Below are 13,560 nucleotides of genomic sequence, written 5' to 3' on the forward strand. Positions count from 1 at the left end.
AACTCCTTGAGTAGTTACGGTAACCGAGGTTCATGGCGTGACTTATAGGGTGTTGATACACGACGCGGACGGTGACGCGTCTCTGCATCTACGCGCAACAACAAGCCAATCATCATACCGGTTACCAATAAACTTGAACCGCCATAGCTAATCAACGGCAATGTTAGCCCTTTCGTTGGCAACAGCCCCGAGCTTACCGCCATATTGATAAATGCCTGAGCTGCAATAACGAAACCTATGCCATAGCTGACATAGGCACCAAATAAATGGCCTGCCAATTCTGCGCGACGACCAATCAACATCGCCCTGGTAATGAGCAAGGTAAATAGTAGTACAACGAGAATGGCCCCTATCATGCCAAGCTCTTCTGCGATGACAGCAAAAATAAAGTCTGTGTGAGCTTCAGGCAGGTAGTGAAGTTTTTGCACACTATTACCTAAACCAGTACCGGTCACATGCCCACGACCGAAAGCAATCAGCGCCTGGGTAAGCTGATAGCCAGTCGCAAACTGATCAGCCCAGGGGTCCAAAAAGCTCGTCCAGCGCGCTAAGCGGTAAGGCTCCATAACGACCATCATGACGGCACCAACAGCCAATACGCCACCACTACCAAATAGCAAGGTAAGTGAAGCGCCGCTCATCATTAACATACCAATAACGCACACGGTATATACCACCATGCCGCCAAAATCGGGAGCAAGAAAAAGCAGCCCTGCCGGAATGGCAAGCACCGCTAAAGGTCGCCACATACTTAATGCACGTTGGCGCAGATCATAGGTAAAGCGAGACATGAAGGCGGCCATGTAAAAAATCAAACCGATTTTTCCAAGCTCCGAAACTTGCAGGCTCGGTAAGGGGCCAGGCAGTGAAATCCAGCGTTTGCTGCCGTTAACTTCCTGACCAATCACGAGCACCAGCACTAGCATGATAATGCTCATTAGCAAAATTAGCGCTGCGTTTTGCCGCCATGCTTCCAAAGGAACACACAGCATAAAAAAACAAGCCAATATAGCCAGGAGTAGAAAAATGCCATGCTGCCGAGAGTAGTGATAGCTGTTTTCCAGCAGACCTACCGATGCTGAACTTACCATCACCCAGCCTAACCCAGCTAACGCTACGGCGGCGGCGATCAACCACACATCGGAGGGTAAATGTCGCGTTGTCAAAGTATCGCGGATACGCTGTACTCGGCTCATAACCTCTCTCCTGAGTGATTATGCTGTTTATGCTTTTGCTCAACCCAATCCCGAAAGGCATCGCCTCTCGCTTGGTAATTAACAAACTGATCTAGGCTTGCGCAGGCGGGTGACAGCAATACACAGTCGCCGGGCTCAGCTATTTCCCAGGCCACTTCCATAGCTTGAGTTAAATCGTGTACTAGATGCACTGGAACAGCAGATGACAAAGCGGCTTCAAGACGGAGTGCGTCAGCGCCAAATAGCACCGCAGTTTTGGCACACTCTGCTAATGGCATTGCCAGGGGGGTAAAATCAGCACCTTTACCGACACCACCGGCCAATAATATTACTTTCCCTGTCAGCGACGCGCTAATGCCTTGAATCGCGGCTAGCGTAGCGCCAACGTTAGTGCCTTTTGAATCATTCACCCACATAACGCCATTGATACGAGCGATGACTTCACTACGATGGGGCAGCCCCTTAAAAGCAGTTAATGCTTGGCACATCGGTGCTTTTGCGAAGCCCAACGCCTTACCCATTGCCAATGCTGCTAGTGCATTGGCATAGTTATGTCGCCCTGCCATATTGAGAGCTTCTGTGCTAAGCCAAGCAGTATCACCTTGGAACAGCGTTAACTCGCCACCTTTTTCAACTACTCCCCAGTCATTAGCTGCGGGTGCGAAGGCCGTAAAACGCTCTACATGATCAACCGGCGACTCTGGCCAAGTGAGCGCGTCATCCGCGTTGACAATGACTGATTGTGCACCGCGAAAAATACGCTGCTTAGCGCGGCGGTAACCCACCATATCTCCATGACGATCTAAATGATCTTCACAGAGGTTTAAAAAAGCAGCCGCTTTAGCACCCAAATGAGGCGTTGTTTCCAGCTGAAAACTTGAGAGTTCAAGGATGTAAAGCTCGGCATCTGGGTATTCAGCTAATAAATCCAATGCAGCCGTACCCAAATTGCCACCCACCGCAGCTTTAACACCAGCAACTCTAGCCATCTCGCCGAGTAACGTCGTAACAGTTGACTTGGCATTAGAGCCAGTAATAGCGGCGACCGGCGCATTCACCGCGCGAACAAACAAAGCAATCTCACCTACCAGCACGGGCTCCCCCGTTGCTGGATTATAACGCTCTAGCAAGCCATCAAGCCCTGGCGAATGAGGATCTACACCAGGGCTGACAACCACTTCATAGGCATCTGTAAAATCAAGCGCCGTTAATGGACCACAATAAACCTCAACATTGGGGTTCTCGTTCTGAAAAGCGTGTAGCCCCGGAGGTTCAGCTCGCGTATCTGCTACCATAAATGGCACGCCTTGACGCGCCAAATGCCGACAAATAGCTTGCCCAGAAATCCCCAGGCCAATAACAACGGTGACTCCATTTGCGACTCGCACGATGACCGGCTCCTTTGTGCATCACGCTAATAGTGGCAACACTGCCGCTATTACTTTGCTAATCATCGAACTTTAAGCGTAGCCAACCCTAACAGCACCAGTACGACGGTAATAATCCAGAAACGCACAATTACCCGCGGCTCTGGCCAACCTTTCAGCTCGTAGTGGTGATGCAACGGCGCCATACGGAAAATACGCCGACCGGTAAGCTTATAAGAGCCAACTTGAAGAATCACCGAGACCGTTTCAAGCACAAAGATACCGCCCATAATAAACAGCACAATTTCTTGGCGCACTATAACGGCGACAACGCCTAGTGCGGCACCTAGCGCCAGCGCCCCTACATCTCCCATAAACACCTGAGCGGGATAAGTGTTGAACCACAAAAAACCCAGGCCCGCACCAGCAATAGTGGCACAGAAAACAGCCAACTCGCCGGTGCCATGAATAAAAGGAATATGTAAATAGTTGGCAAACACAGCATTCCCACTTGCATAGGCAAATACGGACAAGCCCATTGCCACCAGTACAGTGGGCATGATCGCCAGGCCATCAAGACCATCCGTGAGATTGACTGCGTTAGAGCTGCCAACGATCACAAAATAGGTCAACACGATATAGAACACGCCAAGCGGCAACGCGACATCTTTAAACATCGGGATCAATAAGCTAGTTTCAGCCGGTGTGGCGGCCGTGAGATAAAGCACCAAAGCAGCGCCAATACCCACCACCGACTGCCAGAAATACTTCCAACGAGCGGGTAATCCACGCGGGTTCTTTTCAACAACCTTGCGATAATCGTCGACCCAGCCAATAGCCCCGAAACCTAATGTGACCAGTAGCACCACCCAAACATAATGATTGGTTAAATCGCCCCAGACCAGCGTACTGATAGCAATAGCCAACAATATCATTGCCCCACCCATAGTGGGCGTACCTGCTTTAGACAAATGAGATTGAGGGCCATCATCACGAATCGCTTGGCCAATCTGACCTTCAACTAATCGGCGTATAACCCAGGGCCCAAGCCACAGGCATAGCATGAGGGCCGTTAGCGCTGCGAGAATGACACGTAAGGTTAAATAGTTAAAAACTTGGAAAGCAGACTGATATTGGGCTAGAAAATTCGCCAGGTGAAGTAACATGAACGGCGCTTACCTTGTTTCATCCGCACGTAGCGCAGCAATGACATTTTCCATGCCTGCACTACGCGATCCTTTCACCAGCAGTGTGGTGTTAGGCGGCAGAGTATTAATAACATGACGCACTAGCGTCTCGTGGTCGTCAAAATGCAGCCCGCGACCGAAGGCTTCACTTGCTGAACGGGCGGCATCACCAAAAGTCAGCAATGTATCGATACCCAGTGACGCAGCGTAATGACCGATCTCAGCATGTAGGGCATGAGACTCGCTACCCAACTCCCCCATTGCGCCAAGCGCGCACCAGCGCGGTGTAGGAAAGTTCGCTAACGCATCCAACGCCGCTTTCACAGCACCAGGATTTGCGTTGTACGTGTCGTCTAACAACGTCGTATTGCGCACACCGGGGACGATGCTTAACCTACCAGATAATGAGGACAATTCGCATAGCCCCGTCACTACTTGCTCTGGTGTAACGCCTAATGCGAGAGCCGCTGCAGCAGCCGCCAAAGCATTACTCACATTATGTTTACCAATCAAGGGCAGTTGGACGTCGCCCAGCACTTGGCCACGCTCAACAAGCGTAAAAGCATACCGCCCCAAAGAGTCGCACGAAAGTGCGGACGCGTGAACGTCCGCATCGCCATGTAAGCCGTAGCTTACAACTTTCTTGCTTCCCGCACAGGCTAACCAAAATTCAAAGTAATAGTCATCGCGATTTAGCACCGCAATACCATCTTCAACTAGCCCGGTTAATATTTCGCTTTTGGCTTGGGCAATTTGCCCCATACCGCCAAACTCTCCGACATGTGCGCCTGTTACATTGGTAATGATGGCGACATTAGGGGAGGTCAACTGGCTGGTCCAGGCAATTTCGCCCAAATGGTTAGCCCCTAGTTCAATCACACCTACCTGATGGTGCGTTGCTAAACGCAGCAATGTCAGCGGCGCACCAATGTCATTGTTTAAGTTGCCCACCGTAGCAAGCACACCGCCTAATGGAGAAAGTAGCGCAGCCGTCATCTCTTTAACGGTTGTTTTACCGCTGTTGCCGGTGACAGCCACCAGCGGCAGTTTACAATGTTCACGCCAAGCCCGCGCCAGCAGGCCAAGGCCCAAACGCGTGTCTGCGCATACTAGCTGAGGAAGCAAACTGCTTACCGGGCGCTCAACCAGAGCAGCTGCAGCGCCTTTCTCAAGCGCCTGCTCAATAAAATCATGGCCATCAAAACGCGGCCCCTTCAAAGCCACAAACAGACACCCAGGCACAATATGACGCGTATCGGTAATTACCGCTGTGACCGACAACTCGCATAAAGTTTGCGGGACAGAAAGCTTTAGTGCTGAGGCAATACTAGCTAACGACCAGTTCATCACATGGCAGCCCTAAATTTGAAGGCTTTAATCACTTGTTCGCTATCTTGATAGTCATGACGCACGTTACCGATGTGCTGATAGGCCTCATGACCTTTTCCAGCCACCAAGATAACGTCCTGGGTATCAGCATGCTGAACCGCATGACAAATTGCCTGACTACGATCACCTATTTCCGTAAAGGCAGCCGCAGCAGAAAAGCCCGAAATAATTTGTTGGCGAATTTGCTCGGCAGACTCCGTACGCGGATTATCGTCAGTAACGATCACGTGGTCAGCTCGCTGCTCCGCTACAGCAGCCATTTCAGCTCGCTTTCCCGTATCACGCTCACCACCACAACCGAACAGGCACCATAGTTTCCCAGCGCTCCCTAAATGCTCTTTCAGCGCTTCAAGAGCATTAGCTAATGCATCCGGCGTGTGGGCATAATCGATAACAACGCTGGGCGCATCAACCTCGCGATATAACGCCATACGCCCAGGCACTGGGCTCAACTCAGTTGCCGACTCAAACAACTGATCTAAAGGCTCGCCCAACCCATAAAGTACACTAATGGCTAACAGCACATTGTCTAGGTTAAACCGCCCCATCAAACCGAGATTAAGCGTTTTTTCACCTTCCGGCGTAGCAACAAGAGCCTGTTGACCATATTCATGGGGATGCCAACCAATCACGCGCAGCGTCACTGCTTCATCGTCGCCTACTGCCAAAACACGCACACGGCTATCGCAGCCTGCCAGCATTAGCCGCGCAAGTGGATCATCTGCATTGACGACCGCAAGTACAAGCTCAGAACGCCGGAACAACTTTGCTTTTGCAGCGGCATAAGCCGCCATACTGCCATGGTAATCAAGGTGATCTCGCGTCAGGTTGGTGAATACGCCTGCGGCGACGTTCACTGCGTCTAAACGGCGTTGCTCAAGGGCATGCGAAGACGCTTCAAGCGCCACACGCTTCACTCCTTGGTTAGCTAAATCAGCCAAGGTTTCTTGCATTGCCAATGAACCAGGCGTAGTAAGGCCTGTGTCGACCAATTGGCCAAGGCGACCAACACCCAATGTCCCGATCACTCCAGCAGGCTTGCCAAGCAATTCGCTTAACGCTGCTATGTAATGGGTAACAGAGCTTTTCCCATTGGTGCCCGTCACCCCAATCACCTGGAGGTCTTCGGGAACAGAAAACAGTGTGCGACCTAGCTCACCAAGTCGCATAGACAGATGCGGCAAATAAAGTATTTGCCCGTCCAGAGAAACACCACCTTCTTTCGTGTGCGCCAAAACGAGTGATGCACCTGCCGCCAATGCTTGGTCAACAAACTCATAACCATCACGCTGACTACCAGGAATAGCCACAAATACATCGCCCATCGCTAACTTACGCGTATCCGTCACTAAGCGAAGCTGCTCTGGTAATTTAGGCAACTCCTCAGGTAATACAGCGTTAGGCCAAACCTGCTTTAGCGCAACCCATAGACTCTCTGGGGACAACCTCATGCAATCTCCTTATGCTACTCGACCTCGTGATCGGGCGGCACGTCCAGCAAACGTAGGGCATTACCTGTAACGCTAGAAAACACCGGAGCAGCCACTGCTCCACCATAAAATTGGCCAGCGCGAGGGTGATCAATCATAACGACGGTAACAATACGCGGGTCGGAAATAGGCGCAATCCCCGCAAAAACACTGCGGTAAGCATCAGTGGTATAACCTTGCTGCCCTATTTTACGCACCGTGCCTGTTTTCCCCCCCACACGATAGCCTTCAACGCGCGCTCGGCGACCACCGGTATAGGCGGCGACCGACGTTTCTAAAATATTCAGCAAATCATTGGCCACTGTGGGCGATATAGCAGGACTCCCCTGAGGAGGCTCAGAAAGCCTCAACAGCGAGGGCGGCAAACGCACGCCATTATTGGCTAGCGCAGTGTAAGCACTGGCCAATTGAACCGCTGAAACAGAGAGACCGTAACCATAGGAGAGCGTCGCTCGTTCACTTCGAGACCAGCGAACTGGCGCTGGCAAACTGCCTGTCGCCTCACCAGGAAAGCCGGTTCCCGGTGCTTGTCCAAGACCTAGCTGATTGTATTTTTCCCAAATGGCCGTATCGCTTAGCTGTAGCGCTAAACGAGACATACCAACGTTTGAAGATTTTTCTAGAATCCCCGCTAAATCTAAATCGCCATAATTACGGAAGTCTCGAATAGTGAACTGATCCAGGCGCATCCAGCCAGGCGAGGTGTCAACGATAGCATCACGATCTACAACACCACTTTCCAGTATTGCAGCCATTGCCAAAGGCTTCATAACAGACCCTGGTTCAAACACATCAACCAGTGCCTGGTTGCGTAAACCTCGCGGATCTAACCCAGCGCGGTTATTCGGGTTGTAAGAAGGCAAGTTAGCCATTGCTAACACTTCCCCTGTGCGCGCATCGAGCATTACTAACACTCCACCGTCCGCCTCATGCTCAGCGACAGCAGCGCGCAATTCACGGTAGGCCATATATTGAATACGCTGATCAATCGCCAACGTTAACTCACCGCCAGGTTGCGCTTCACGGATAACTCCGAGCTCACGAACTAAACGACCTCGTCGATCTTTTATGACTCGGCGTTGTCCAGGATGCCCCGCTAAGTAGGGCTGATAAGAGAGCTCTAGACCCTCTTGCCCCACATCATCCACATTGGTAACACCCAGCAACTGCGCCGCCACTTCACCGGCTGGATAATAACGCTTGTATTCACGCTGCTGATAAACACCAGGCGTGCGTAAATCCAGTATGCGCTGGGCCGCATCGGGCGTCATTTGACGACGAAGGTACATAAATTCTCGACTGCTATATCGAGAGACACGGGATTCAAAGTCATCGAGCGACATGCCTAAAGCTTGCGCCAGCATTACTCGCTGAATGGCATCGGTAGGTAGCTCTTGAGGATTCGCCCAAAGTGTTACAACAGGCGTAGAAATAGCCAGAGGTTCACCATTACGATCAGTGATCATACCGCGGTGTGCGGGTATTGCCTCATGGCGAAGCGTACGGGCATCGCCCTGGCTCTGTAAAAACGGGCGATCAATTACCTGAAGCAGCGTAATCCTGCCGACTAAAATGGCTGACGCAAGCATTACAATAATGAGAATAAATAAAAAGCGTCCGCCAGCTAATGGCGGCGCAATAGGCATTTGACGGGATATCCCTCCCCGACTTTCGCGCTTCATGGTCGAATCACCTCGACATCATTCACATCGGGAATGCGCATTTCAAGCCGTTCCGTAGCAATTTGCTCTACACGGGCTGGAGTAGACCACGCCCCCTCTTCCAATAGCAGCTGCCCCCACTCGGTTTGCAGCTGATTTTTTTCCTGCTCTAACTGCTGTAGCTGCGCATACTGCACTCGCGTCATATGCGTGGTGGCAACCACTAAACCACCGGTCACGACACACGCCAAGAACAGCACGATAAGGATAACCGGCCAAGCTCGAAAACGTAGCTTGAAAGGCCATTCGGTGCGCAGCGTTGACGCCCAACGCTCTATCCGATCCATGCTCATGATCACACTCGTTTACGGGCGGCCCGCATGACGGCACTGCGCGCCCGAGGGTTAGCGTCTACCTCTTCATCACTTGGGCGTATTCCTTTACCCAAGGCTTCAAGACGGCGATTTAGCTGATCATCGCGAATAGGCACGCCTCGTGGCAAGTGCGTATCACCCCGCACATGGTGACGAATGAAGCGTTTTACACGACGATCTTCAAGCGAGTGGAAGCTAATCACAACCAGATGCCCACCAGGAGCCAGCACTTCCAATGCCCCCTCAAGCGCTGCATCCAGTTGATCGAGCTCACCATTTAAATAAATACGCAGCCCCTGAAACGCTTTGGTCGCTGGGTGACGACCCTTTTCCCAAGCAGGGTGAGCCTCTTTTAACACCTCGGCCAAGTCAACAGTATGCGTAAAAGGCTTTTCCACACGTCGCGTAACAACGGCTCGTGCCAAGCGCTTTGCGTAACGCTCTTCACCATAGGTTTTAAACACATTGGCAATATCATTTTCGCTAGCACGGGCTAAAAACGCAGCGGCACTCTCTCCTTGAGTAGGATCCATACGCATATCAAGAGGACCGTTGCGCATAAAGCTAAAGCCTCGCTCTGGATCATCTAACTGCGGGGAAGAAACACCAATATCTAGCAATACACCTGAAAGCTTTCCGTAAACCCCTTGCTCTTGTGCATATTCAACTAACCGAGCGAACTCTCGCTGCGTTATGTCGAAACGAGGATCATCGATATCTTTAGCGGCTGCTATTGCTTGAGGATCACGATCCATGGCCATTAAACGACCTTGTTCGCTCAAGCGCGAAAGAATGACGCGGGAGTGCCCGCCTCGCCCAAACGTACCGTCTAAATAAATACCATCGGGATTATGAACAAGTGTATCTACCGCCCCTTCTAATAAGACGCTGGTGTGGCGAAAATGGGAAGTAACCTGGTCAGCGTCAGGAGAAGGCATGTTAATCTCACACAGTGTTAAGAAAGGTGCGAACGGCGCACCTTTTATGGAAATGGGGAGTCGGCCGATAAGCCGGGTTCTGTCGTGGACAGTCATTCCTCTAGGCGCTGCGTCACCACAGCGCTCAAGCAACCTACCCGGATCCAGCGCGGGCCACGCCATTGGATCCCTATTTGGTCTTGCTCCGAGTGGGGTTTACCATGCCACGCACTGTTGCCAGGCGCGCGGTGCGCTCTTACCGCACCCTTTCACCCTTACCGGCCTCGAAAGGCTTAGGCGGTCTACTCTCTGCTGCACTTTCCGTCGACTTACGCCGCCCAGGCGTTACCTGGCACTCTGCCCTATGGAGCCCGGACTTTCCTCCCCCAACACACTTTTACAAGTGTGTTAGCGGCGACTGTCTGGCCAACTCCGGCGGCAAGCATACCAGCGCCCCGCCGTCGCCTCAATGCCCACCTTTCAATGCTTGCAATCTTGCGTACCACTCCTGCTTTCGGCCGCCTAGCATTTTTGCAGCAACGGCTGCCCCCTGCTTGACGCCAACCCCCTCTGCTAGCATGGCTTTAAGCAACTCATCAGCAGCAATAGATTGCTCATCGCTTTGAACAACGGGCGGCGCCCCAGCGATCATTACGACAAACTCTCCACGACCTTGGTTAGGGTCTTGCCTAAGCTGATCCAGCAATGATGACGGCGAGCCCTGCAAAAAAGTCTCATACGTTTTGGTCAATTCTCGCGCCAGAACAACCGCTCGCTCAGGCATTTGTTCACATAACGATTCGAGCGTGTGCTCAATACGGTGAGGTGACTCGTAAAAAACCAGCGTTTCTTCTCGACACTGCCATTTTTCAAGCGCTTGCCGTCGCGCACTTGGCTTAGATGGCAAAAACCCACCAAATGTAAACTTATCAGTCGGCAACCCAGCCGCTGAAAGTGCACTGACCAGCGCACAAGGCCCAGGAAGCGGCACAATCTGCCTACCCCGCAATCGCAACTCTCTTACCAACACGAACCCCGGATCACATATAAGCGGCGTCCCCGCATCACTAATTAGGGCAACATTTTCCCCCGCCATTAAGTAACTATCCAGCGTATCGACTCGCCGTGCTTCATTATGCTCATGCAATGAGAGCATCGGCTTATTAATGCCTAGATGCGCTAACAAGCGGCCGCTGTGGCGTGTATCCTCCGCAGCAATACGTGATACCTCCGCTAATACCCGAGCAGCGCGTGGCGATAAGTCTTCCAAATTCCCAATTGGTGTTGCAACCACGTACAATATACCCGGATGCTGGTGTGTCATCGTGACTCCCGATTTGTTAATAGCCTGCACTGACGGTGCGCCATGCTTGTGCAATGGTAAATTTATCTGCTCATTGAGCGACGGCAGCGCAAATGGAAACTAAGGAAGGATACATGAAACAGTCAATACGTGGATTACTAGCCACTGCCTTCATGGCGCTTCTGATTACAGGGTGCGCTATGCAATCCCCAAGTGTGGTTGACCGCGTCCCTGACCAGGATGCCAGCCGATTACTTAGTCAAGCTGAGCAGCAAGCGCCTGAGCAAGCTGCCAAGACGCGACTGGAAGCGGCTAATATCCTTGCTAGACAAGGGCAACGCGAAAATGCTTTTGACGCAGCCGATGCGGTTGATGAAAACATGCTTTCAGAATCGGATCGGGTGCGCTGGGCAATGCTTTTCTCTGAACTTGCTCGTGGCATGGACAACCCCCGCGCGGTCCTCCGCGCGACCCAGGTGCTTGACGACGAACTCCCCATGCAGGCAAACCAACAAGATACCCTTGCAGAACGGCAGCAGTGGGCACGCCAAGCCTTGGATCAGACTGAATATACGAAAGTATCCATACCTGAATTAGAGGGTGTTGAAATACGCCGCATAGCAGTGGCATTACCAGAATCTGGCCCACTAAGTAGCGTGGCTAACGCTATCGCTTCTGCCATGCGCCGTCATCACGACTTGCGCGGAGATAATGTACAACTTAATTTCATCAATGCGTCTCAATATTCATTAGATGAAATTTACCAACGCGCAGAGCAGATGAATGCCCAACTTTTGATTGGCCCAATTGACAAAGGTCAAGTCACTCAACTTGAGCAGCGCAATAGTGTACCACTACCGACACTGGCTCTGAACTATGGCAACAGCGCAAGCAATCAAGCACCTCAACTCCTTCAGTACGGTTTATCCGCTGAAGATGAAGCCCGCCAAGCAGCTCGCCGAGCCTTTCAGGACGGCCATCGTCAAATGGCTATTATGGTGCCCGACAATGCCTGGGGACGCCGCGTAGGTGAAGCTTTCTGGAATGAGTGGCAAAGTCAAGGTGGTGAAATCACCAATGCCGTCCGCTACAACCCTAGCAGCGCCGTAGCTAACGCAGTCAAAACAGCCCTAAATGTCAGCGGCGATCGCGCCCGCCTAGGGAACATTGATGCACTATTCTTACTAGCACTTCCCGAGTACGCGCGCCAAGTGCCGCCGACCATGGACTACTACTACGCCCCCAACCTGCCTGTTTATGCTACCTCCCACCTTCATGAAGGGCGTCTACAGACACGTTTAGACCAAGACCTAAATGATGTGATGTTTATCGATATTCCATGGCAAATCCCTGACGCAGCAGTTGGCGGGGAAGAAGCGCTGCCCTTCTATTCGACATATGCAGAGCTTCGCAACGAGTCAGACGCGTCAATGTTCCGCCTGATGGCAATGGGCGTGGATGCTTACGAGCTTGGCATTCGCCTATCAGACTTATCAGCCCTTGACGGTATGAATGGAAGCACTGGCACTCTTCGCTTATCAGGTGATGGCAGGGTTTATCGAGAACTACCGTGGGCGAAATTCCAAAATGGCGTGCCTTCACCCATTTTGATTCCCGGCCTACTGAACGATGACCAATAGTTATCAGAATCCCAATACACCGCAAACAGCACGGACGCGGGGCGCAGCCATTGAGCAATTAGCCGCTCAATGGCTGCAGCAACATGGCTTAACACTTGTCACTAGCAATCATCACGTTAAAGGTGGTGAGCTTGATCTTGTGATGAAAGACCAGGATATCCTGGTCTTTATCGAGGTCAAACATCGCACCACTACCCGTTACGGCCACCCCTTAGAGACCGTCACTGCACAGAAGCGACACCGCTTAATACGAGCAGCCAAGCTCTATATCGCTCGGCATGCTGTTTCAAGTCCGTGTCGCTTTGATATCCTAGCAATTACAGGCACGCCTCCCACGCTTGAATTCCAGTGGGAAAAAGCGGCTTTTGATGCTTACTGATACCTTTACCTAGGAAGCCCTAATGGACTTTCAATCACGCATACTTAATCACTTTAACGCCAGCATAGACACGAAGACATATGCCAGCGAAGTGCTGCCGCCTTTTATCGAAGTCGCCAGCCAAATGATGGTTCAGTGCTTAGTTAACGAAGGTAAAGTTCTCGCCTGCGGCAATGGCGGCAGCGCAGGCGATAGCCAGCACTTTTCGTCCGAGCTATTGAATCGTTTTGAGCGTGAGCGCCCAAGCCTACCCGCACTAGCACTGACAACCGATACCTCAACACTTACCTCGATCGCCAACGACTACAGTTATAATGAAGTGTTTTCCAAGCAGATCAGGGCGCTAGGCCAGCCCGGCGATGTCTTATTAGCCATTTCCACTAGCGGCAACTCAGCCAATATCGTTCAAGCCATCCAGGCGGCCCATGACCGCGATATGACGGTTGTCGCGCTGACTGGCAGAGATGGAGGCGATATGGCGTCACTACTAGGCCAGGATGACTGTGAGATTCGCGTTCCAGCAACATCCACTGCGCGCATTCAAGAGGTTCACCTACTCGTCATCCACTGCTTATGTGATTTAATTGACGAACAGCTCTTTGGCGGAGTCGACTAAATAGTCAGCACAAAACAAATTAAACTGAGCAGATCAAACTG

Annotated in this window: 12 protein-coding genes and 1 other RNA gene; 3 read left to right on the forward strand and 10 right to left on the reverse strand. The window is 51.8% G+C overall.

All coding sequences use genetic code 11. From position 1 onward, the window contains the following. Positions 1-14: 14 nt before the first annotated feature. The 10 genes from ftsW to rsmI all read right to left on the reverse strand — a co-directional run bounded on the left by ftsW (position 15) and on the right by rsmI (position 10,905). Positions 15-1,196: a putative lipid II flippase FtsW gene (ftsW, locus tag K7H08_RS02425; protein ID WP_231657112.1), complete on the reverse strand. Its 1,182-nt coding sequence runs from the start codon at positions 1,194-1,196 to the stop codon at positions 15-17. Continuing rightward, the gene (gene murD / locus K7H08_RS02430) at positions 1,193-2,587 is read right to left on the reverse strand and encodes a UDP-N-acetylmuramoyl-L-alanine--D-glutamate ligase (RefSeq protein ID WP_198349276.1); all 1,395 of its coding nucleotides are present in this window, start codon (positions 2,585-2,587) and stop codon (positions 1,193-1,195) included. Before murD ends, ftsW begins: the two co-directional genes overlap by 4 nt. A 59-nt stretch (positions 2,588-2,646) precedes the next feature. Further along, a complete protein-coding gene (mraY, locus tag K7H08_RS02435; RefSeq protein WP_038485409.1) occupies positions 2,647-3,729 on the reverse strand; it encodes a phospho-N-acetylmuramoyl-pentapeptide-transferase in 1,083 nt (360 codons plus the stop codon). Positions 3,730-3,738: 9 nt separating this feature from the next. Then, complete coding sequence (locus tag K7H08_RS02440) at positions 3,739-5,097, reverse strand: UDP-N-acetylmuramoyl-tripeptide--D-alanyl-D-alanine ligase (protein WP_231657113.1); 1,359 nt, start codon at positions 5,095-5,097, stop codon at positions 3,739-3,741. After that, positions 5,097-6,590 carry a UDP-N-acetylmuramoyl-L-alanyl-D-glutamate--2,6-diaminopimelate ligase gene (locus tag K7H08_RS02445; RefSeq protein ID WP_231657114.1) on the reverse strand — a complete coding sequence of 498 codons (1,494 nt, stop codon included), beginning with the start codon at positions 6,588-6,590 and terminating at the stop codon, positions 5,097-5,099. The genes K7H08_RS02440 and K7H08_RS02445 overlap by 1 nt, the downstream gene beginning before the upstream one ends. A 14-nt stretch (positions 6,591-6,604) precedes the next feature. Further along, complete coding sequence (locus tag K7H08_RS02450) at positions 6,605-8,311, reverse strand: peptidoglycan D,D-transpeptidase FtsI family protein (RefSeq protein ID WP_038485418.1); 1,707 nt, start codon at positions 8,309-8,311, stop codon at positions 6,605-6,607. Then, on the reverse strand, positions 8,308-8,643 hold the full coding sequence (gene ftsL / locus K7H08_RS02455; RefSeq protein WP_038485421.1) for a cell division protein FtsL: 336 nt from the start codon (positions 8,641-8,643) through the stop codon (positions 8,308-8,310). The genes K7H08_RS02450 and ftsL overlap by 4 nt, the downstream gene beginning before the upstream one ends. Positions 8,644-8,645: 2 nt before the next feature. Beyond that, entirely contained in the window at positions 8,646-9,602 is a 957-nt protein-coding gene (rsmH, locus tag K7H08_RS02460) for a 16S rRNA (cytosine(1402)-N(4))-methyltransferase RsmH (protein WP_095603164.1), read from the reverse strand. 52 nt (positions 9,603-9,654) lie between these two features. Next, an RNA gene (rnpB, locus tag K7H08_RS02465) (RNase P RNA component class A) lies at positions 9,655-10,015 on the reverse strand. A gap of 32 nt (positions 10,016-10,047) precedes the next feature. Continuing rightward, positions 10,048-10,905: a 16S rRNA (cytidine(1402)-2'-O)-methyltransferase gene (gene rsmI, locus K7H08_RS02470; protein ID WP_198349128.1), complete on the reverse strand. Its 858-nt coding sequence runs from the start codon at positions 10,903-10,905 to the stop codon at positions 10,048-10,050. Positions 10,906-11,018: 113 nt separating this feature from the next. On the opposite strand from rsmI, the gene K7H08_RS02475 reads away from it, so the two are divergent. The 3 genes from K7H08_RS02475 to K7H08_RS02485 are packed head-to-tail and all read left to right on the forward strand — an operon-like array spanning position 11,019 to position 13,519. Further along, positions 11,019-12,524, forward strand: a complete 1,506-nt coding sequence (locus tag K7H08_RS02475) for a penicillin-binding protein activator (RefSeq protein ID WP_038485430.1) — start codon at positions 11,019-11,021, stop codon at positions 12,522-12,524. After that, the gene (locus tag K7H08_RS02480) at positions 12,514-12,903 is read left to right on the forward strand and encodes a YraN family protein (RefSeq protein WP_038485433.1); all 390 of its coding nucleotides are present in this window, start codon (positions 12,514-12,516) and stop codon (positions 12,901-12,903) included. Before K7H08_RS02475 ends, K7H08_RS02480 begins: the two co-directional genes overlap by 11 nt. Positions 12,904-12,925: 22 nt before the next feature. Beyond that, a complete protein-coding gene (locus tag K7H08_RS02485) occupies positions 12,926-13,519 on the forward strand; it encodes a phosphoheptose isomerase (protein ID WP_038485436.1) in 594 nt (197 codons plus the stop codon). The last annotated feature ends 41 nt before the right edge of the window (positions 13,520-13,560 follow it).

The sequence above is a fragment of the Halomonas sp. IOP_6 genome, assembly GCF_021151565.1.
Taxonomy (GTDB): Bacteria; Pseudomonadota; Gammaproteobacteria; order Pseudomonadales; family Halomonadaceae; genus Vreelandella; species Vreelandella alkaliphila.